Origin of the sequence: Crocosphaera sp. XPORK-15E (assembly GCF_034931425.1) — a bacterium.
Lineage (GTDB): Bacteria > Cyanobacteriota > Cyanobacteriia > Cyanobacteriales > Microcystaceae > UHCC-0190.
Window position 1 is genome coordinate 106431 of the sequence record NZ_JAYGHQ010000005.1, and the last position, 18992, is coordinate 125422.

Annotated in this window: 21 protein-coding genes; 11 read left to right on the forward strand and 10 right to left on the reverse strand. The window is 36.4% G+C overall.

The window, feature by feature from the left end; all coding sequences use genetic code 11:
- Positions 1–16 precede the first annotated feature (16 nt).
- Both VB691_RS05890 and VB691_RS05895 read right to left on the reverse strand, forming a co-directional pair.
- Positions 17–451 carry a ferritin-like domain-containing protein gene (locus tag VB691_RS05890; protein ID WP_323290541.1) on the reverse strand — a complete coding sequence of 145 codons (435 nt, stop codon included), beginning with the start codon at positions 449–451 and terminating at the stop codon, positions 17–19.
- A gap of 296 nt (positions 452–747) precedes the next feature.
- The gene (locus tag VB691_RS05895) at positions 748–948 is read right to left on the reverse strand and encodes a hypothetical protein (RefSeq protein ID WP_323290542.1); all 201 of its coding nucleotides are present in this window, start codon (positions 946–948) and stop codon (positions 748–750) included.
- A 166-nt stretch (positions 949–1114) separates the two neighbouring features.
- Between VB691_RS05895 and tyrS the strand changes: the two genes are divergently transcribed.
- Positions 1115–2338 carry a tyrosine--tRNA ligase gene (gene tyrS / locus VB691_RS05900; RefSeq protein WP_323290543.1) on the forward strand — a complete coding sequence of 408 codons (1224 nt, stop codon included), beginning with the start codon at positions 1115–1117 and terminating at the stop codon, positions 2336–2338.
- A 114-nt stretch (positions 2339–2452) separates the two neighbouring features.
- Here tyrS and VB691_RS05905 read toward each other — a convergent pair whose 3' ends face one another.
- On the reverse strand, positions 2453–2743 hold the full coding sequence (locus VB691_RS05905) for a nucleotidyltransferase family protein (protein ID WP_323290544.1): 291 nt from the start codon (positions 2741–2743) through the stop codon (positions 2453–2455).
- A 272-nt stretch (positions 2744–3015) separates the two neighbouring features.
- The gene (locus VB691_RS05910; RefSeq protein WP_323290545.1) at positions 3016–3480 is read right to left on the reverse strand and encodes a DUF29 domain-containing protein; all 465 of its coding nucleotides are present in this window, start codon (positions 3478–3480) and stop codon (positions 3016–3018) included.
- A gap of 342 nt (positions 3481–3822) precedes the next feature.
- On the opposite strand from VB691_RS05910, the gene VB691_RS05915 reads away from it, so the two are divergent.
- The 3 genes from VB691_RS05915 to VB691_RS05925 all read left to right on the forward strand — a co-directional run bounded on the left by VB691_RS05915 (position 3823) and on the right by VB691_RS05925 (position 5997).
- The gene (locus tag VB691_RS05915) at positions 3823–4548 is read left to right on the forward strand and encodes a PEP-CTERM sorting domain-containing protein (protein WP_323290546.1); all 726 of its coding nucleotides are present in this window, start codon (positions 3823–3825) and stop codon (positions 4546–4548) included.
- A 139-nt stretch (positions 4549–4687) separates the two neighbouring features.
- A complete protein-coding gene (locus VB691_RS05920; RefSeq protein ID WP_323290547.1) occupies positions 4688–5767 on the forward strand; it encodes an alpha-hydroxy acid oxidase in 1080 nt (359 codons plus the stop codon).
- A 20-nt stretch (positions 5768–5787) separates the two neighbouring features.
- Positions 5788–5997, forward strand: coding sequence for a DUF29 family protein (locus VB691_RS05925; RefSeq protein ID WP_323290548.1), 210 nt, complete (start codon positions 5788–5790; stop codon positions 5995–5997).
- A 29-nt stretch (positions 5998–6026) separates the two neighbouring features.
- Here the strand turns inward: VB691_RS05925 and VB691_RS05930 are convergent, their stop codons facing one another.
- The 3 genes from VB691_RS05930 to VB691_RS05940 are packed head-to-tail and all read right to left on the reverse strand — an operon-like array spanning position 6027 to position 8809.
- Positions 6027–7034, reverse strand: a complete 1008-nt coding sequence (locus tag VB691_RS05930) for a M23 family metallopeptidase (protein WP_323290549.1) — start codon at positions 7032–7034, stop codon at positions 6027–6029.
- Between the two features lie 44 nt (positions 7035–7078).
- A complete protein-coding gene (dprA, locus tag VB691_RS05935) occupies positions 7079–8206 on the reverse strand; it encodes a DNA-processing protein DprA (protein ID WP_323290550.1) in 1128 nt (375 codons plus the stop codon).
- A 12-nt stretch (positions 8207–8218) separates the two neighbouring features.
- A complete protein-coding gene (locus VB691_RS05940) occupies positions 8219–8809 on the reverse strand; it encodes a tetratricopeptide repeat protein (RefSeq protein ID WP_323290551.1) in 591 nt (196 codons plus the stop codon).
- Between the two features lie 136 nt (positions 8810–8945).
- On the opposite strand from VB691_RS05940, the gene VB691_RS05945 reads away from it, so the two are divergent.
- The 5 genes from VB691_RS05945 (at position 8946) to cobO (ending at position 13360) form a co-directional block, all read left to right on the forward strand.
- Positions 8946–9950 carry a 2-hydroxyacid dehydrogenase gene (locus VB691_RS05945; protein WP_323290552.1) on the forward strand — a complete coding sequence of 335 codons (1005 nt, stop codon included), beginning with the start codon at positions 8946–8948 and terminating at the stop codon, positions 9948–9950.
- Between the two features lie 17 nt (positions 9951–9967).
- A complete protein-coding gene (locus VB691_RS05950; RefSeq protein ID WP_323290553.1) occupies positions 9968–10753 on the forward strand; it encodes an Rpn family recombination-promoting nuclease/putative transposase in 786 nt (261 codons plus the stop codon).
- Between the two features lie 348 nt (positions 10754–11101).
- On the forward strand, positions 11102–11719 hold the full coding sequence (locus VB691_RS05955) for a nucleoside triphosphate pyrophosphatase (protein WP_323290554.1): 618 nt from the start codon (positions 11102–11104) through the stop codon (positions 11717–11719).
- Between the two features lie 30 nt (positions 11720–11749).
- Positions 11750–12613: a DUF4231 domain-containing protein gene (locus VB691_RS05960; RefSeq protein WP_323290555.1), complete on the forward strand. Its 864-nt coding sequence runs from the start codon at positions 11750–11752 to the stop codon at positions 12611–12613.
- 129 nt (positions 12614–12742) lie between these two features.
- Positions 12743–13360 carry a cob(I)yrinic acid a,c-diamide adenosyltransferase gene (cobO, locus tag VB691_RS05965; protein WP_323290556.1) on the forward strand — a complete coding sequence of 206 codons (618 nt, stop codon included), beginning with the start codon at positions 12743–12745 and terminating at the stop codon, positions 13358–13360.
- Between the two features lie 3 nt (positions 13361–13363).
- On the opposite strand, the gene VB691_RS05970 is transcribed toward cobO, so the two are convergent.
- Together VB691_RS05970 and VB691_RS05975 are read right to left on the reverse strand one after the other, a co-directional pair.
- The gene (locus tag VB691_RS05970; protein WP_323290557.1) at positions 13364–13885 is read right to left on the reverse strand and encodes a hypothetical protein; all 522 of its coding nucleotides are present in this window, start codon (positions 13883–13885) and stop codon (positions 13364–13366) included.
- 485 nt (positions 13886–14370) lie between these two features.
- A complete protein-coding gene (locus tag VB691_RS05975) occupies positions 14371–14856 on the reverse strand; it encodes a low molecular weight protein-tyrosine-phosphatase (RefSeq protein ID WP_323290558.1) in 486 nt (161 codons plus the stop codon).
- 147 nt (positions 14857–15003) lie between these two features.
- Here VB691_RS05975 and VB691_RS05980 point away from each other — a divergent pair, with 147 nt between their 5' ends.
- Together VB691_RS05980 and VB691_RS05985 are read left to right on the forward strand one after the other, a co-directional pair.
- Entirely contained in the window at positions 15004–16416 is a 1413-nt protein-coding gene (locus tag VB691_RS05980; protein ID WP_323290559.1) for an SGNH/GDSL hydrolase family protein, read from the forward strand.
- A 122-nt stretch (positions 16417–16538) separates the two neighbouring features.
- Complete coding sequence (locus tag VB691_RS05985) at positions 16539–17459, forward strand: ROK family protein (RefSeq protein ID WP_323290560.1); 921 nt, start codon at positions 16539–16541, stop codon at positions 17457–17459.
- 49 nt (positions 17460–17508) lie between these two features.
- Here VB691_RS05985 and VB691_RS05990 read toward each other — a convergent pair whose 3' ends face one another.
- Positions 17509–18861: an AAA-like domain-containing protein gene (locus VB691_RS05990; protein WP_323290561.1), complete on the reverse strand. Its 1353-nt coding sequence runs from the start codon at positions 18859–18861 to the stop codon at positions 17509–17511.
- Positions 18862–18992 lie beyond the last annotated feature (131 nt).

Genomic DNA, 18992 nt, shown 5'->3' on the forward strand with positions numbered 1-18992 from the left:
CTTGATTACTTCTCCATTATACATAATCTCGTAACATTTTCTTGAGTTCAATGTTATGAACTTCTTCTTGACCAATCATTCCCCGTGCAAATTCTTCGATGTAGATACTCGCATCTTGTACTGCTGTTAAAAGCACTTTATACAAGTCTAAAGCTTTCTTTTCATGATTAAGACTTTCGGTCAAAATTGTGTGTAAGCTATGCTCATGACTTTCTTCCATAGGAGCAATTTTTAAGCTAGGATGTCCTTCTAACCCTGTTAATATTTCTCCCACTTGTTGAGCATGAAGCAGGGATTCTGTGGCTTGTTGTTGGAAAAATTGTACAATAGGAATACGATTGGGGCCTGTTACCATTAAGGAATAATGAGTGTAGCGCACCACCCCGGCCAGTTCATACTCCATGATGGTGTTGAGAATTTCAATGGTTTTTTCGCGTTCGAGTTCTCTCATTTTTGTCCTTACTTAAAGAGAAAGATTCATGTTTAATGACAACATTTTTAACTTAATCCCTGTTAAGGATAATAGGTTAGCTGTCAAGAGCATACTATCCTATTCTAAAGCAAGTTGTATCTATATTTTCAGCAAACAATTTACTTAATTGAAGATAAATTGATCTGAAGCCGCTTAATCATTGGCTTTGAGTTTTTTCTAAAATAAATATTAAATTTTGCGTGGATTAATTGTTATTTTAATCACAGTTAATTCCTATTAGTTATGTTAGGTTTTCCTGTTGAAGATAATTTTACTTACTCCGATGACTGTCTGAGGTTAGTTTTTTCTTGAGTCGTTGTATTTCTGATGGGCGATCTTTCTTTATTAGTTAGAACCATTATTAATAAAAAGAAGACAATAAAACCAATAAACATCCATAAATATTGGTTGTTTTTTTGTTGGCGTTGCTGCTTTATTCTTCTTTGGGACTCTTGATATTCTCTTTCAGTTGTCATGATTTTTCTGTTTTTTCAGGTTTTTTGCTGGTTAAAAAACAGGAGAATTCCTGAATCACATTATAGCAACTAGTAGCCCAAATTATAAATGATTGGGCTAATCGTTCCTAGATGCTGGTAAAATAAATAAGAAATCATCAATAATATTAACGATTACTAACTGCAAATGCCCCCTGTACCTGTTTCTAAATCCCTAAATTGGTTATACCGAGGAACCAATGAAATTTTTCCTAATCAACCAGACTCGGAACACCCCGAAGAAAATCTAGTTAAACTGATAGAAAAATGCGATCGTCCCTTAAGAGTTAAACTAGGAATTGACCCCACAGGGACAGATATTCATTTAGGCCATAGTATCCCTTTTCGGAAGTTACGCGCTTTTCAAGATGCAGGCCATACAGCAGTGGTTATTATTGGAGATTTTACCGCACAAATTGGCGACCCCACAGGTAAATCAGAAGTCCGTAAACAATTAACCCCCCAACAAGTTAAAGATAACGCAAAAAGTTACTTAGATCAACTCCGTCCTATCTTAGATTTTGATACCCCAGGACGGTTAGAAATTCGCTATAATTCTGAATGGTTAACTGACTTGAATTTAGCTAAAATTCAAGAATTGTTAGCCACAATGACTGTGGGTCAAATGTTAGCTAAAGAAGGATTTTCCGAACGGTATAAACAAGAAAATCCGATCTTCCTTCATGAATTTTTATACCCTTTAATGCAAGGTTATGATTCAGTGATGATTGATGCTGATGTGGAGTTGGGAGGAACGGATCAAAAGTTTAATATTGCTGTTGGTCGAGACTTACAAAGACACTTTGGTAAAAAGCCTCAATTTGGTTTATTATTACCGATTTTAATTGGCACTGATGGCACACAAAAGATGTCAAAATCTCTCAATAATTATGTGGGTTTACGAGAAGATGCTTTATCCATGTATTCCAAATTAGAAAAGACTCCTGATGCTTTGATAAAGGATTATTTTGAACTATTGACTAATTTATCTTTAGAAATATTACCAGAAAATCCGAGGGAATGTCAAAAGCAATTAGCTATCGAAATTGTCTCTCAATTTCATGGGAAAGAAGCAGCATTAATGGCACAAAAAACGGCTGAAGATTTAGTTAAAAATAAAAGTACCACGTCAACAGATTCAGTTCCCGAATATGAATTATCAAACATTGAATTTCCTGCCAAATTATTCTACATTTTAAGTGCTAGTGGACTCTGTGGTAGTAGTGGAGAAGGGAGACGACAAATGCAAGGGGGTGCAGTGCGTTTAGATGGGGAAAAAGTGACAGAGGTTAATCTCAGTTTTGACAGTCCTGAACAACTTAAAAATCAAGTCTTACAAGTAGGTAAGAAAAAATTTATTAAGTTAGTTTGATTCAATGTTATATCCATCACCTCAGTTATTCTTCTGACTGAGGACTTGTTCTTCTAAATATAAGGTCAATCTGCTCAATCAGTGGAAAAACTTTATTCTCTATATAACTGAAGACTACGAGACATAAAGTGCTTCTTTCTCAACGGTTGGGCGAATTTGAGGTTTAAGCATTTTTAGGGTGACAAGATCAACTTTCATTGTGAGGCAATCTTCAAAATAGAATTTTAAGTCCATGTAGCGATCAAAAGTAACTTTTCCTTCAAATTCAACGAGCAAATCCACATCACTCTCTGATGTAGCTTCATCTCTGGCAACTGAACCGAAAACAGCCAAAGATATAACTCCAAAGTCTTGAATTTCTGCTCGATGTTGTCGCAGTATTGTTAGGATATCTTCCCTTTGCATAATTTACAGGATTTTATAACTGAGATTTAAGTTAGTTTGATTCAATTTTATCTCATTTATAGGATAGTTGAAGGTAGCTGCTTGAACTGGATTGATTGCCAAGGTACTGACAGCAAAGATAGAGGAAGCAAGAGCTATTTTAGATAAGTTACACTTCCCCCCCTCAAACTTCATTAGTTTTGCTAATCTCATAGGATAAAACCCTTAGAAAACTGTCTTTTGCTCCGATCCTAAAATATATTCAAAGAAACCGATAACTATGTTACAAAATTTTAATCTTCAGGTAGAAACTCAAAATCTAGAATTTGTTCTGATGTAAAAGGACATTCTTTAGGGAAAGTTGACGAAGGTAAACCCGTTTTCTGAATCGCCCTTAAACGAGCTTTTTGATAAATATTATCTAACTCTTGTTGATAATATTTATAGAGAATTTTTGAATCGAATAAATCTTCTAATTCATCTCGAAAATTTTCAATTTCATCTCGCCAACCTTTAGCACATCTTTCTTTTTCTGCAAGCCAGTAACGATAGAGGAGTAGATGAATAAAAAGTTGCTTAAGATAACTTCTTACTTTTCGTCTCTGCTCATTTCCCAATGATTCTATCTCCTCAATCAAATGTTCCCAGTCTAAATCTACTAAAGCTCGATCTTTAAGTTGTTTAACTGTCTCATCGATCCAAAAAACAAAATCTTCATTGTAAAGCTCTTTTAAGGATCTGTCTATATCAGTTTTCATAATTTTTATCTCCCTTAGTTTCTGAAAGGATACAGATATCTAGGCTATTATATCATCAATTGCTTATTCCTCACAAAATTCAAACAATAAAAGTAAGAGATTATTGTGAGCATTCCCTACAATACTCAAAACTTAACACAGTGCTATTTAATTATGTCCGACTACTTATATCTAAGGTTTTTGTGAGAGTCAAAAGACATATTGTCAAACTTTAAGATGTGTAAAATATTAAAATAATATAATTTTTTGCAGTTATATATTGACTAAACTTTTACAGCTTGTCTTTTGACTAACTTAAAAAGCAATGTTAGTTTTAAATCGTAATTTACTAATAGTTATCCTATGAACAATCGATTAACTAACTTTTCTGGTATGACTAAGAATCTTAGCAATATCAGTCTTAGCTGTTTGACTGTTTTCACTTTACTTCTGGGAATCAGTAAACAAGCAGATGCAGGTGTCATTAACTTTGATGCTAATACTTATGCTTTTGCTAATCCGAATACTTGTACACCACAACTGGCACCCGGTAATAAATGTTTTGTCGAAGATGGAATTAATGTAGAAGCATTTTCCAGCCGAAATACAGGAAGCACAGGAAGTGATCCGGGACATTTTCACGAGGGAGGACATTTTCACGCGAGTAATTCCTATGAAGCACAACATTTTAGTCAAGCTGATAGACTATTAGGAGTATATTTAACCCTTGTCAATGGCCGTAATTTTTCCCTGACACAATTGGCTTATCAACTTAGAGATATTACAAATGTTATTGATGGGTTTACAGCGGATGATACCAAAATTTTAATCTCCACAGAATTCGAGCCAACCCAACCCGTTGCTGGACAATTTACTGAGATTTCTCTTGGTAATGATATTAACTTACCTTTTCAAACTTTAGAACTTTCAGGGTTTGAAAACATTAGTCAAGTCTATATTGCCAGTTCTGCGGGGGTAAACTTTGATAATATTAACGTAGTGCCTATTCCAGAAGGAAATTCTGTGTTAGGGTTATTAGCCTTGGGAACTGTCGGTTTTCTGTCTAAGATGAAATTCAAAGATAGTTGATGAAAGCATGACATTTTGAGGAAAATAAAAAGCTTTGCTACACAAGGCTTTTTATTTTTTTAAAATTAATTTTATTAGATGTTAACAATAAGTTAAGCTATAATGTAAATATAAGCTGAATTTTCTATCTTTACGCTTTATGACTCAACCCATTAACCTGTTTGAATACGAATCCTTAGCCAAAGAAAAGCTTTCAGGAATGGCATGGGATTATTATCGTAGTGGTGCATTAGATGAAATTACTCTCAGAAAAAATAGAACGGTTTTTGAACAATATGAACTCTATCCTAAAATGTTAGTTGATGTTAGCAATATTGACTTATCAACTAACATTTTAGGGCAAACTTTATCAATGCCTCTTGGGGTTGCTCCTATGGCTTTTCAATGTTTAGCTCATCCTGACGGAGAAAAAGCCACAGCAAAAGTGCTTTCTGATTTAAAAACTTTATTGATTTTAAGCACTTTATCAACTACCAGTTTAGAAGATGTTGCCGCTTGTCAATCTCATAATTTAAGATGGTTTCAATTGTATATTCATCGAGATAAAGGATTAACTAAAGCTTTAGTTGAAAGGGCAGAAAAAGCTGGTTATACTGCCTTATGTGTGACGGTAGATGCTCCCATGATGGGCCGTAGAGAAGCGGATGTTAGGAATCAATTTACTCTACCTTCTCATTTACAATTAGCCAATTTAGTTAGTCTGACAGATTTAGCCATTCCCTCAACCATTGGTGAGTCAGGATTATTTGCTTATTTTCAACAACAAATTGATCCAAGTATCACCTGGAAAGATTTAGAATGGTTACAATCTATCACTAATCTTCCAATTGTTTTAAAAGGAATTTTAAGAGCAGATGATGCCATTTTAGCGGTTAAAAATGGAGTCAAAGGAATTATTATTTCTAATCATGGAGGACGACAATTAGATGGTGTGATCGCTTCTTTAGATGCCTTACCAAACATTGTTAACGCAGTGGGTGATAAAATTGATATCCTAATGGATGGAGGAATTCGGCGAGGCACTGATATTTTTAAAGCCTTAGCATTAGGAGCAAAAGCCGTATTAATTGGTCGTCCGATTTTATGGGGTTTAGCTGTTAATGGAGAAGCAGGAGTCAACCATATTTTACAACTCTTAAAAGATGAGTTGATTTTAGCAATGGCTTTAAGTGGTTGCCCGAATATTCGGAAAATTAATGATAGTTTTTTGATTAAATAATGAAGTAGGATATAACATTTATGATCAATATTTATGAAACGGATTACACCTTATGGAAACAAAGGCAAATTGATGCTTTATCCCGTAAAAATTGGGATGAAGTAGATGTTAAACATTTAATTGAAGATTTAGAAATGGGAGATCCCAGAAAAGAATTAAGAAGCAATTTAATTATTTTAATTGCTCATTTAATTAAACGGTATCCCGCAACAGAAACAATTGATGATTAAAGTTGTTTTTCATTTTTTCTATGAACATTTCAGATTATTTCTACTTCTTGACTCACTTCAAGAATAACTTTATCATTTTTTGTAAGTTGATATTTACCTCGCCAAATTCCTGATATTATAGGATTATCTGGGGTATTTTTTTTGCCAACATAAGTTACCCAATTACGATAAGATCTTTTCACGGGTTTATTTTGTTCTATAATTACTTTTCCCTTGGGATCAATCAGAGTAAATGATTCGATATCACCTTGAATAATGCCATAGAGATGTACCCAAAACACTAAAGCGGATGAGTTTTTAGAAAGTTTTTGATCTAAGAATTTCCCTTCCCATAACTCAACAGATTTAGGGGGTTGTGGCGCAAATCCTGCATTAATTAAGCCTGTAGGTTGATAATCAATTTTCGCTTCCCAGAGAGGTTTTTTATCAGTTTTACAGCCGGAAATAGCTTCTTTTCCCATAAAGGGATCAATCACTTTATTTTCATGGCGAACCGTTAAATGTACATGAGGAAATGAAGCAAGTCCTGATGCTCCAACTAATCCTAAAGGGGTTCCTTTTTCTACTTGGGTATCAGGTTTTACTAAAACACTTCCCTGTTTTAAATGACAGTATTGTGTTTCCCAACCTCCCCCATGATCAATGACAATACCATTACCACATTCTCGATCTGTGACTTCATCTTTATCTGTTTGATCCACAATTAATTTATCAATTATGCCATCCCGAACACGCTTAACTTTTCCTGGGGCAACCGCAACAACCTTAACCCCTTTTTCCATAGCTTTGAGGTTAGTAATGCCGAAATCTGTTCCCGTATGATCATTATAAGTTTGTCGCCCACAATTAAAATCTATCGCTTCAGAACTTGGTTCAGTATCTACATAGTGGAATATAAAACAATCTTTTCCTAACTTACAGTCAATGGGCAAAGAAATTAAAAAATCCGACTGAGATCTCCCAAAACTGACACAGCCTAAAAAAGTTAAGATACTCAGAGTTAAACAGAGAATTAAACAATGCTTACGAATGCTCATGGCTTGGCTTAAATATGGATATAAATTAAGGAATTAGAAGACTACTAGGATGTTCGTTGATAACGCATTCCTGGTAACTGAGTAATTAACCCTTCTAATTCTAATTGTAACAATCCTCCAGAAACTTGTGGGGTATTTAAACCAGTTTCTTGAACAATTGTATCAAAGGATTTCCCTTCATTAGTAATTGCTTGAAATATCTTTAACAAATCAGGTTCTAACTTTGGTAAAGATTGAGGAGTTGGTGATTCAAATAGAGATAATTGTTGAGGTTCATTGAGGTTAGGAATTGCGCCTAACATCTCTAATAATTCTTCTTCTGTGAGAATCATTTCTGCCCCATGATGAATCAATCTTAAACAACCTTGTGCCTGGATAACATCAGGAGAATTGGGCAAAGTATAAACATCTCGACAAAATTCATTAGCATAACGAGCAGTAATTAAGGCCCCAGATTTTTCTGGTGCTTCCATTACTAAAACTGCCCGACTTAACCCCGCAATAATGCGATTTCTGGCCGGAAAATGACGGCGATCGCCTGGGGTTCCTGCGGGATATTCACTGATAATTAACCCTTTTTGTTGAATAGTTTTATGTAATTGTTGATGACTACTTGGATAAACCACATCTACCCCTGTTCCTAACACAGCAATGGTTCTTCCTCCTGCGTCTAAACAACTTTTATGGGCCACTCCGTCAATTCCTGCGGCCATCCCTGAAACCACCGTAAACCCATGTTTAACCAAGGCCAGAGTAATTTTATGAGTCCACCGACGACCATGTTCTGTGGGGTAACGAGTGCCAACAATGCCAATTAGAGGCGTATTTCCTTGATTTTCAGCTAAATCTACCTGTCCCTGATAATATAATAGGGGTGGTGGACTAGGCGTTTCTAACAAAAGACGGGGATAATTTGGGTCAGCAGGTGTCCAAAATTGCGGATTTTTTTGTTGATGTTGTTGTAATAATTGTGCGGGGTTTAATTGCGATCGCTGTTGTTTAATAGTATTAATTAATTTACCTCCCAAACCTTCAACTTTTCCTAAGCTTTCAGGAGAAGTTTCCCAGGCATTTTTTAAGGTTCCAAACTGTTGCCAGATTCGTTTAATTAATACTGGCCCCACTCCAGAAACTTGTGACCAAGCTAACCAGTAAGCATTGTCTTCTTGCAATTTTATCTCCTGCTAATTAATTATATTTTGCTGATGCGTAATTTCTGATTTTTTCTTGCCTGTTTCTAAGTCTTGAATCAAGTCTAAAGCTTGCTGATAAGAAAGAGAGTCTCCTTGTTCTTGGGATAGGGTTGCCCCTTGACGAAAATCAGCAATTGCTGCTGCTTTATCACCTAATTCTAAGTAAACATAAGCTCGATTATAATAGGCGATCGCTAAGGTTTGATCAAGGGTGATCGCTTGTTGATAATCTTCTAATGCGTTTTGATACTGTTGCAACCAAAAATAAGCCGTCCCTCGATAATTATAAACCTCTGCGTTAGGTTTTAGAGCAATAACATGGGTAAAATCTGCAATTGCTCCTGGAAAATCTTCTTGAGAGTGACTACGAATTAAACCCCGTTTTAAATAAGCATCTGCATTATTTGGATCAGTTTGAATTGCTTTGTCAACTGCTTCTAATTCATCGAGATCATAATGAGCGATAATTAAGGAATTAATCGGCTCTTGTTTAACATGAATTTGGGCGTTTGCTGATAATATTCCCAAACCAAAGCAGTTAACCAAGATGATTAAACCTTGTCCGATGATTCTAAGTTTCATAAGATTGATAGGAGTCAATAGGAATGATAAACTAATATTAACAAAAATAAGTAATCTCCAATACATCAATGATTCAATTATATAATATTTGAGTTACTCTAGAAGGGTTAGATTTAACATTACCCAGGAACTCTCGATGAAAGTAGCCGTATTTAGTACCGAACCCCATGATCGTCATTTTCTTGACCTAGCAAATCAGTCTATGAATACTAATCACGAATTAGTTTATTTTGATACTCGCTTAGAACCCAAAACGGCCTCTTTAGCTGAGGGTTTTCCTGCTATTTGCGCTTTTGTTAATGATGATCTTGGTCAAGAAACTTTGAACAATTTGGCATCTCATGGGATAAAATTAATTGCCTTACGGTGTACAGGATTTAATAATGTAGACTTAAAAACGGCTGCTGCATTAGGAATAAAAGTAGTTCGGGTTACGGCTTATTCTCCTTATTCTGTGGCAGAATTGGCTATAGGATTAATTTTAATGTTAAATCGTAAGCTTTATAAAGCTTATAATCGAGTTCGTGATGATAATTTCTCCTTAAATGGGTTATTAGGATTTGATCTTCATGGTCGAACAGTGGGTATTATTGGAACGGGTAAAATTGGCGTGATTTTTGCAAAAATTATGCAAGGATTTGGTTGTCATTTACTAGGATATGATCCCTATCCTAATCCTCAATTTAAAGCCATTGAAAATGCTCATTATGTTGATTTACCTGAATTATTGGCCAATTCAGATATTATTTCCTTACACTGTCCTTTAACCCCTGAAAACCATCATTTAATTAATGAAACAACTATCAATCAGATGAGAGATGGCATGATGTTAATTAATACCAGTCGTGGTCAATTAATTGACACAAAAGCTGTGATAACTGGCATTAAATCAGGAAAAATTGGTTACTTAGGAATTGACGTTTATGAGCAAGAAGATGACATTTTTTTTAAAGATTTATCTGATACTATTATTCAGGATGATACATTTCAATTACTCCAATCTTTCCCCAATGTAGTAATTACTTCTCATCAGGGTTATTTTACTGAAAATGCCCTTAATGACATTACAACAACTACCATTACCAGTTTAACAGAATTTGAGGAAGGAAAACCCCTGAGCAATGAAGTCAAGAATAATTAAATATAAAACTATCTCAAATGTATGACAATACCTGTAAATTTATTGCAGAAACCTTTCCTGATGCGATCGCAACTTGGTTACTGGGTTCCCCTATTCAACTAACCCAATTAAGTCCCACTGAATTATCGAATGAACCCATTAGAGCAGATGCTTTAATCTTAAAACAGTCTGATAACTTGGTACTTCATGCAGAATTTCAAACCTCACCAAAGGACGATATTCCGTTTCGTATGGCAGATTATCGGTTGCGGGTTTATCGTCGTTTTCCTGGTAAAAAGATGGTGCAGGTTGTGATTTATTTACGTCCCACAGATTCCGCCTTAGTGTATCAGGATAGTTTTAATTTAGAGGAAACTAATCATAGATTTCGGATTATTCGTTTATGGGAACAAACAACAGAAACATTCTTAACTTTACCAGGATTATTGCCTTTTGCTGTTTTGAGTAAAACTGATAACCCTAAACAAGTGTTAAACCAAGTTGCACAAATTGTTAACAATATTAGTGAAAAACGAACACAAAGTAATTTAGCCGCAGCCAGTGGGATTCTCGCTGGGTTAGTATTAAAGCAGGAGACAATTCATCAAATTCTGAGGAGGGATATTATGAGAGAATCAGTGATTTATCAGGAAATTTTACAAGAAGGAGAACAAAGAGGGGAACAAAGAGGGAGAGAAGAAGCAAAAGCTGAAATTGCTTTAAATTTACTCAGAGAAGGGATGACTATTGAACAAATAGTTAAAGTAACCGGTTTATCTCTAGAATTTGTTCAAAATCTTGCTAGGGATGTTAATAATAATTAATTCCATAGTCTGGTGAAGCCCTTTAACAGTAAAAACTAGATCAAAAGAACTCTAAGTTAAAAAGGGATATTTGTAAGGGCATGGCACCAATACGCTTTGTCTATATTCCCGAAATTTGATCTATGCCATGCCCCTACGTCATGTCTTAGGATTATTCGGTGCGATCGCAGCTATGATAGATATGGCTTTAACCGTTGCCATTGTGAAAATGCTGCCCTTACCTTTCCCTTAATTATTAACGGGTTTCTTAGCAATATTTGGGGCTATAAGGGCTTTAAGCTTGTAGAGGCTTTGTGTGTCGCGTCTTGACTATTTTTAACCTTTTAAATTGATTATTTGTGTAAAAAAATGCAACTATTTCCCTCATTTGTTCTTGCTTCTGCTTCCCCGGCCCGTCTGAAACTACTACAAACAGTTGGCATTAATCCTATTGTCTGTCATAGTAATTTTGATGAATCCCAAATTCAAGAAAATAACCCTCAAGAATTAGTCCAAACCTTAGCTAATTGTAAAGCAAAAGTTGTCGCTCAAAAGTACCCAGACTCTCTCATTTTAGGATGTGATTCTTTGTTAGTTGTAGATGGAGAAGTTTATGGTAAACCAAACTCTCCTGATGAAGCGATCGCCCGTTGGCAAAAAATGCGAGGTAGTCACGGAATACTATATACTGGTCATGCTATTATTGATAGAAAACAACAAAAAAACTTAATTGATTGTGGGATAACAAAAGTCCATTTTGCTAATATTAATGATAGAACCATTGAAGCCTATGTTAATACGGGAGAACCCCTAAAATGTGCGGGATGTTTTGCCTTAGAAGGAAAGGGAGGGTTATTTGTGGAAAAGATAGAAGGCTGTCACAGTAATATAATTGGTTTGAGTCTGCCTTTGTTAAGAAAAATGTTACAAGAATTGGGCTATAATGTCCAAGATGTTTGGGAGTCTGGTAAAATAAATCCTGTATAGTCATTAATGCCACTCATACCTATAGTTGACATGACAACAGCAGACTCTCCCCCACTAAATCAAGAATTTGAGGAACCTAGTTCCACTCTTGAACTTCGTCGCTTTTTAAAAGTCTTAGAATACCTCTGCTTAGACGGTTTTTGTGCAACGATTATTCTCACCTTGTTCTTTCGAGATAATCAGGTTTTGCTGGTCTTAGATGCAGCTTTTTTATCTGGTTTTGTGTTTCTATTTCTCTTTAATTGGCAATATTTTTCCTACCGTGATCAAGTTGAGCGAGAGCAGAAATATGAACAGTTAATTCAGCCATTACCAGCCTCAGAAAACCGCATTCAATTAGAAAAAGAGAATGCCTTACGTTACTGTCAAGAATTAGTTGAAGATTACACAAAAACGAGAGAAAATGCCAGAAATGGTTATTATTTCTTTCAAATCTCAACCATTATTTTCTCTGGGGTTACTCCAGTTTTAGTCTTAGTTGATAAGTTAGATACCGGCCCCAGTTGGTTAACTTGGCTTCCTGTTATTTTTCCTGCTATTGCTTCTATTGTTGCCAGTATCTCCACATCTTTTCCTTTAGAAACTATCTGGAAAGATGCTAATAGTATTGTTGAAAATTTAGAAGCCGAACAAGAAAAATTCATCTTGGGTATAACCAGTGAGGCAATGTTAGATATAGTTGCCACGGATGTCTCAGAAGGGGAACAAACGGAAGAAGAAAAACAAAAAATTGCTCAACAAGTCCAACAACAAGAAAGACGGGCGAAACTAGCCATTATCGACTTTATTAATAAGGTGAATGATATTCATCTTAATCAAGTAAAAACTCAAGTTCAAACAGTGCAAAACTTCTCAGAAATACCCCCAGAAAAAGTCGAGGAGGAAGCTGCATAATTTTTAAAATTAACCGCAATTGGAGTCAATGAGTTATAATCATCTTACTCTAACAAATTATTGACTCCATTCAATTCCCAAAAAATCAGTTTTTTTGAGATAAATTTAGGCAAAATTTAAGTAATGACAATGAATAATAATACAAGTTTATCCACCGAAGACTATCAACAAAAAATGCAGCGACGTAAAGAAATTCAGGAAAAACGAGTCGCTGAAGCATCCACAGAAAAAGGCTTAATTATTATTAATACGGGAAATGGCAAAGGCAAAACCACCGCAGCATTAGGCATGGTAATGCGATCGCTGGGCCACGGTTTCCGAGTTGCTATTATTCAGTTTATCAAAGGAGCTTGGGAACCTGCTGAAAAAGCTGTCCTCAGTCATTGGGATAAACAATTAGAATTTTATGCCATGGGTGAGGGGTTTACCTGGGAAACCCAAGATAGAGAGAGGGATATGCAAAAAGCTGGTGAAGGTTGGGAAAAAGGACTTTCTTTTATTCGTAACCCAGACTATCAATTAGTCTTACTCGACGAAATTAATGTCGCCCTCAAACTAGGGTATCTCGATGTCCAAACCGTATTAAATGGACTGTCAGAAAAACCCGAATATACCCATGTTATTTTAACCGGACGTGGTGCGCCCTCAGAATTAATTGAAGTCGCTGACTTAGTGACTGAAATGAAATTAATCAAACATCCTTTTAAAGAACAAGGAGTGAAAGCTCAAGCAGGGATCGAATTCTAACCCTTATTGTTGTAAACAAGTGCTGAGAATGCGATGATCATTGTCACTAATACTGTTAAGACGATGATAGCCTTCTAAATTAATTTCTGAGAGTTGAGCATTGCTGGCCATAGGGGAAGAACCTTCCAAAGCAATAGAATAAGCATACTTACTGCCGTCATAAGGATCAATAATTGACAAATTCATCTGACCGCCTTTAACTGTCCCCGAAAAACAGCTAAACTCAGATTGTGGCAGATAAACCGCCCCTTTAATTTCCCCTTTTTCTATGCGAAAGACCATGTATTCTTGTCCAATTTCTTCCGGTTGAGGAGAACGGCCATAAAGATAGACCTGATTGGCCGGCAAATGAGAGGAAGATGTTTGTGCTAATAAGGGTTGAGTTACCCTATTCTGTGGGTTAGAAACCTCTTTCTGTGCGGCTACCGCAGGCAAACTGTTGAGGGTTCCTAAACCGAGAATAAGACTAATAGATAAGAACGAAAGATGTGTGAGTGAAGGTAAAAACGATTTGCGAAATAACATTGTGTGTGTGTCTCTTATGAAGATTTTGACCGAAAGTCTCTATATGTCAACCATACCCAGACAAAAAGGAGGTTAACTCACCCAACAAGGTGACTCTTTTCCATACAAGAGAATGATTTGATTTCCAGAAATACTGGAATTATGTCAGTGGTTACTTAATTGACCACTTTTGTCCTGGTTTAAAACTTAGACAGGAGCAATTTGTATCACATACCCAGTACAGGTATTTGTGTTTAACACAGGCTCCGAAAACTTCCCACAAAAATTAAATGTGGTATGGACTTAGCCCGCGCGAAAATGTTCCTCACAACCAACTTTATTGTGCAATCACTTCCCGTCATGGGTCAATTTTTTTCTTAAGTTTTAATAAGTTGCCCCTCTGTGTGGGGTAATGGGGTAATGGGCAAATTTTCTGATAAGGGCAGGTTTAGCGAGTATACTTGTTATAAAGAGAGAATTTTGCTCAAAAACCAGCCCCTACATCTTCACTCCCTGACTCCCTCAGTCTCCATTATTTCCTCTAATAATCCAGCACAGGCATCTAACAATAAATCGATCACCCGCTCAAATCCTTCTTGCCCTCCATAATAAGGATCAGGGACTTCCTTTTCGGGAGATTGAGTCGCAAAATCACAGATCAAACGCACCTTGTCCCGATAGCGATTTTGTCCATCTAAAGCTAAGATATCCTGATAATTTTGTCGATCCATTGCTAAAATCAAGTCAAACTTTTCAAAGTCAGATACATCAAGTTGTCTGGCACTGCCCAAAAGTTCAATTCCTCGACGGGCCGCCGTTGCCCGCATTCGCCGATCAGGAGAAGCCCCAACATGATAACTTGATGTCCCTGCCGAATCGCAGACGATCAAATGTTCTAACCCTTGCTGTTTGAGCAAATAGTTCATAATATTCTCGGCTGAGGGAGAACGGCAAATGTTACCAAGACAGACAAACAACAATTTATAAGCCATAAATCTTCGCCAAAGACGCTCAAATCAGAGATGATAGGAAAATTATGGGGTTAGATCTCCAAGTCAATACCTAGATCCCTAACCCAATTCAATGCTAAGGTTCAATCATTAATTTTGTAAACCTATTTTTACAGAGGCAACCACTTAATGCTGAAATTACCAAAAAAAACCCGATCTTATGGCTCTTATTACAATAGTTCTTACTATAACAAAGGGAAAAATCGCCCCAAAATCTCCTTGTTATGGCTAATTATCTCTATTCCGGTCTTAATTATCCTATCAGAACTCTTAGCACAAGCTTATCTAGGCATTACGGGTCAAGGTAACAATATTAATGGGAAGTCTCCCCTAGTTCAAGCCTATAAACTGAAATTTTTAACGGCAACGGAAAAACCCATCGAAGGTTTGATCGATCAAGGTAAATTAGTGGTCAAACGTAGTTCCAGCACTGGTTATGAATTAGTCAGTAAACAAAAGAGTGAATTCTTGAAAATTAATGACCAAGGGTTACGGGATAATGATCCCCTCCCTTTAGCTAAACCAAAGAACGAAATTCGCATTTTTGTGTTAGGGGGTTCCACTGCTTTTGGACAATTAAACCCTAATAATGATGCCACCATTAGTCATCGATTAGAAACCCGTCTTAAACAGCGGGTGAGTCAACAAAAAAATTCTCCGGCGAAATATCGTCCTGATGTTTTTCCCTTTTTTGTGCCAACTAGACAACAATTAATGAAACTGCCACCGAAAATTAGAGAAGGGAATTATCGGGTGATTAATGCTGCAGTTCCTGGTTATACTTCTGGCAATGAATTAGCACAATTAGCCCTAAAAATTCTACCTTATCAACCCGATTTAATTGTGGTTTTAGATGGTTATGGGGATGTCATGTTATCCAGTAATTCCCCTCAAACTGATATTCCCCATATTGATGAATTTTTAGCTGATGCTAAGGGACATTTTCAGAATTCTTTGAATTTTTCCTTTGATCAATGGTTACAAAATACTGGGTTAGTTAAACTGATTAATTCCTGGACAGGTTCTACTAAAACTACCTTACCCGTGGCCCAAACAAGTCTAGTGGTGAATAATGATGGCAAACCTTTAAAACATTTTTTACCGAATAATAAAGAAGAATTAAAACAACGGGTTGATCGTTATCGAGAAAACCATCAACGATTAATTCAGATGTCTTCTCGCTTAGGTATTCCAGTGGTTTTGGCAATTCAACCGGAAATTACAGGTCGTCCTGTTGAGAAACTTTCTGCTGATGAAAAAGCTATCCGCGATCGCATTGGTAATGAATATGTTGAAAAATTCCCCAAAGCTTATGGAGAGTTTGCTAAGACAACACAACAGTTAGCGAAAGCTTATCCTAAAAATGTGAAAGTTGTGAATTTCTATAACAGTAATTCTAATTTTCCGACTCCGATGTTTGCTGATACGGTTCACCTTACAGATAAAGCAAATACTGTGTTAGCTGAAAACCTTTATCATGCCATCACTGCTTGGGAAAAAATTCAAATTATTCCCCAGAATTATTATCTCAAGAACAATTAATTAGTAATAGGGAATTAGTAATAGGGAATAGGGAATAGGTTTTAGTGTTAAAATCCCCCTATTCTTCGGACTTCTTTTAGTTATTACTTATATTTTCAAGAAAGGGATTGTACATTTAATATATGCAAAAAAAATCATCCGTCATTGGTCTTGATCTCGGTGGAACTGCGATTAAATTAGGACGTTTTCTTGAAGATGGCACTTGTTTAAACTCCCTAACAGTTGCCACTCCTCAACCTGCCACCCCAAAAGCAGTTTTAGGGACAATGATAACGGCAATTCGGGAACTTAATCAAGATCAAGATTGTCTCGCATTAGGAGTGGGAACCCCAGGGCCAGTCGATGGAACGGGGAGAATTGCTAAAGTAGCCATTAACCTCTCAGGATGGCAAGATGTCCCCCTAGCTGACTGGTTAGAGGAAGCAACCGGACTACCCACCACTATCGCTAATGATGCTAACTGTGCGGGTTTAGGAGAAGCTTGGTTAGGGGCGGGAAAATCCTTTAAAAACCTGATTTTATTAACCCTCGGTACGGGAGTCGGTGGGGCAATTATTCTTAATGGTCATCTGTTTACCGGACATTTGGGGGCAGCCGGGGAATTAGGGTTAATTACCTTAAATTTTGATGGCCCCCCCTGTAATAGTGGCAACCAAGGGTCATTGGAACAGTATGCCTCTATTCAAGCGATTCGTCGCATGACAGGTAAAGAACCAGCAGAATTGGGTCAATTAGCTCAAAAAGGCAACCGAGAAGCCTTAGAATTTTGGGAAGGTTATGGTCGCTTATTAGGGGCCGGTTTAGCCAGTTTAATCTATGTTTTAACCCCAGAAGCCGTTATTATTGGGGGTGGAGTCAGTGGCAGTACAACCTTCTTCTTTCCGGCTACCCTGGAGGAAATAGAAAGACGGGTTTTACTTAGTTCTCGACAAGATTTACAGTTATTGACGGCAAAATTAGGTAATCAAGCAGGAATGATTGGTGCAGCTAAATTAGCCTGGGAATTAGTGGTTAGTCAAAGGCTAAATTTTTCAAGTAATTAGGGGAATAAAACCATAATTCGAGGAGGAAACCTCAAACCTTAAAATTAAATTACTTATTGCTTTGAAAATATTGTCGAAAATATTCCTGATATAAACGACAACTGGGCATAACTTCATTACCCTTAAGATTGACTAATCCAAAACTCTGTAACTTGATAGCATTTAATAAATCTAGCTCAATTGCTTCTGGAGCAAATACCACTTTTTCTAAGGTTTCTAGTAACTCAGAATCTTGTCTTTGTATGTTGTATAATTGCCGTTGGAGATGGTCACTATAAATATGATTAGGTGACTGAACATCCGTCTTTAAAATACATTCTAATTTGACATCTTTGCGCCAAATATGATATAATGCCAAACGTATTAAATAAGGATGTCCCCCTACCAAATCCGTCAATTGTTTAACTTTTTCTAATGACAAAGTTACCTCGTAACGTTTAGCTAAATCCTGTACTTGTTTCGGCGTTAACATCGGTAATTCAATAGAAATTCCTACATTAAAGGGGGAGTGATTCACATTGAGAGGAATATAAACCTCAGAAGAATGTGCAACAACTAACCGTAGTTTTTTCCAAATATCTCGGTTTTTTCCTTCTTCATGCCAAGCTCTTAATAAAGCAAAAAAATCATCCGCTAGATCGGGATATTGAAAGAGACGATCAACATCATCTAAAGCTAAAACTAAGGGAGTTTTAAGATTGGCTAAAATATACTGTTCAAAATAAATTTTACAACTAATTTTACTACCAAATAAATCATCCCAATAATCAGCAATCTTGTTAGGAAGCTGTAAACTAAGACTGATATTTGCACAAAACCATTGAAGAAACTTATCTAAATCTTGAAATAAATTTTTATCTGCCAACTGTAAACTTAAAGAAACAGCAGAACAATCATTATTTATCCCATAATCAGCAATTCTCGCTAACAGAGAACTTTTTCCCATGCGTCTTGCTGCTTTCAACCGAATTAAGGCCCCAGGCTGTAAAATAGCCTTATAACAATCTGATTCGACTGGCGATCGCTCAACATAAAATTGTGAATTTAGGGGAACTTGGCCTTCGGGTAATTCTGGTTCAAGGGAAATGGGTTGCTCTACCTCTGTGCTGGATAATTCAGGACGATAAAAGTCTTCAGAGGTTAAAGTGAGATTAAAGGCTTTAAAACAGGTTTTCAGAGTTTGTTTATCAACCCCTGATTCACAGGCAAACACTTTCATGAGGGTATCAACCGCCAACTCCGTTTTAGCACTTAACGCTTCTAAAGTGTAGCGATTTCCGTGATTGTCTAGATATTCAGCATCAGATTTAGCATTTTGGAGTTTTTCTAATCCTTGTTGAGTCAGAATTACTCCCCGTCTACGTCTGCCTTTAGTTGACTTTGACTGCGCCATAACTGCCATATAGATTCCTCGGACGCTCTCTCAAAGATGGTATTACAGGATGTTAAATTTATTCAAGGGTTTTGAGCAAAATTCCCGAAAAAAACCGTCTTTTGTTAAGATTAATTTCCTCATTTTAGCTAATAAGTAGC

What these genes read in the sequence shown, in the direction of transcription:
- VB691_RS05970 (WP_323290557.1), bottom strand. Translation starts at nt 13,885, where the DNA reads ATGTTATTTCGCAAATCGTTTTTACCTTCACTCACACATCTTTCGTTC.
- VB691_RS05945 (WP_323290552.1), top strand. Translation starts at nt 8,946, where the DNA reads ATGAAAGTAGCCGTATTTAGTACCGAACCCCATGATCGTCATTTTCTT.
- VB691_RS05890 (WP_323290541.1), bottom strand. Translation starts at nt 451, where the DNA reads ATGAGAGAACTCGAACGCGAAAAAACCATTGAAATTCTCAACACCATC.
- VB691_RS05930 (WP_323290549.1), bottom strand. Translation starts at nt 7,034, where the DNA reads ATGAGCATTCGTAAGCATTGTTTAATTCTCTGTTTAACTCTGAGTATC.
- tyrS (WP_323290543.1), top strand. Translation starts at nt 1,115, where the DNA reads ATGCCCCCTGTACCTGTTTCTAAATCCCTAAATTGGTTATACCGAGGA.
- VB691_RS05905 (WP_323290544.1), bottom strand. Translation starts at nt 2,743, where the DNA reads ATGCAAAGGGAAGATATCCTAACAATACTGCGACAACATCGAGCAGAA.
- VB691_RS05895 (WP_323290542.1), bottom strand. Translation starts at nt 948, where the DNA reads ATGACAACTGAAAGAGAATATCAAGAGTCCCAAAGAAGAATAAAGCAG.
- VB691_RS05925 (WP_323290548.1), top strand. Translation starts at nt 5,788, where the DNA reads ATGATCAATATTTATGAAACGGATTACACCTTATGGAAACAAAGGCAA.
- VB691_RS05920 (WP_323290547.1), top strand. Translation starts at nt 4,688, where the DNA reads ATGACTCAACCCATTAACCTGTTTGAATACGAATCCTTAGCCAAAGAA.
- VB691_RS05960 (WP_323290555.1), top strand. Translation starts at nt 11,750, where the DNA reads ATGACAACAGCAGACTCTCCCCCACTAAATCAAGAATTTGAGGAACCT.
- VB691_RS05950 (WP_323290553.1), top strand. Translation starts at nt 9,968, where the DNA reads ATGTATGACAATACCTGTAAATTTATTGCAGAAACCTTTCCTGATGCG.
- VB691_RS05915 (WP_323290546.1), top strand. Translation starts at nt 3,823, where the DNA reads ATGAACAATCGATTAACTAACTTTTCTGGTATGACTAAGAATCTTAGC.
- VB691_RS05955 (WP_323290554.1), top strand. Translation starts at nt 11,102, where the DNA reads ATGCAACTATTTCCCTCATTTGTTCTTGCTTCTGCTTCCCCGGCCCGT.
- VB691_RS05980 (WP_323290559.1), top strand. Translation starts at nt 15,004, where the DNA reads ATGCTGAAATTACCAAAAAAAACCCGATCTTATGGCTCTTATTACAAT.
- VB691_RS05975 (WP_323290558.1), bottom strand. Translation starts at nt 14,856, where the DNA reads ATGGCTTATAAATTGTTGTTTGTCTGTCTTGGTAACATTTGCCGTTCT.
- cobO (WP_323290556.1), top strand. Translation starts at nt 12,743, where the DNA reads ATGAATAATAATACAAGTTTATCCACCGAAGACTATCAACAAAAAATG.
- VB691_RS05940 (WP_323290551.1), bottom strand. Translation starts at nt 8,809, where the DNA reads ATGAAACTTAGAATCATCGGACAAGGTTTAATCATCTTGGTTAACTGC.
- VB691_RS05910 (WP_323290545.1), bottom strand. Translation starts at nt 3,480, where the DNA reads ATGAAAACTGATATAGACAGATCCTTAAAAGAGCTTTACAATGAAGAT.
- VB691_RS05985 (WP_323290560.1), top strand. Translation starts at nt 16,539, where the DNA reads ATGCAAAAAAAATCATCCGTCATTGGTCTTGATCTCGGTGGAACTGCG.
- VB691_RS05990 (WP_323290561.1), bottom strand. Translation starts at nt 18,861, where the DNA reads ATGGCAGTTATGGCGCAGTCAAAGTCAACTAAAGGCAGACGTAGACGG.